This window comes from Gilvimarinus sp. 1_MG-2023 (assembly GCF_030548285.1).
This window is the reverse complement of sequence record NZ_JAUOSC010001563.1, coordinates 1-242: the sequence shown is the minus strand read 5'-3', so window position 1 is coordinate 242 and position 242 is coordinate 1. Positions and strand designations below refer to the sequence as shown.

Genomic DNA, 242 nt, shown 5'->3' with positions numbered 1-242 from the left:
CCTTTGTTCCTATTACTTGCGTAGGTTTGCTGCAATTTATGGTTCCGTGATCGGTAGTTATGACTAATTTAATGTTGTCTTTTTGTGCCTTTTTAATCAACTCTAACATAGGTGAATTTAAAAACCAAGTATCAGTCAATGCTCTATAAGCTTTGTCGTCAGAAGCCAATTCTCGAATTACTTTGGTGTCTGTTTTGGCATGAGAAAGCATGTCTACAAAGTTGAAAACTACAACGTTAAAC

Annotated in this window: 1 protein-coding gene; it reads right to left on the bottom strand. The window is 35.5% G+C overall.

Annotated elements, in window-relative coordinates; all coding sequences use genetic code 11:
* The coding region (locus tag Q4563_RS22060; RefSeq protein ID WP_303606060.1) for a PglZ domain-containing protein at positions 1 to 242 on the bottom strand (242 nt) is incomplete at both ends.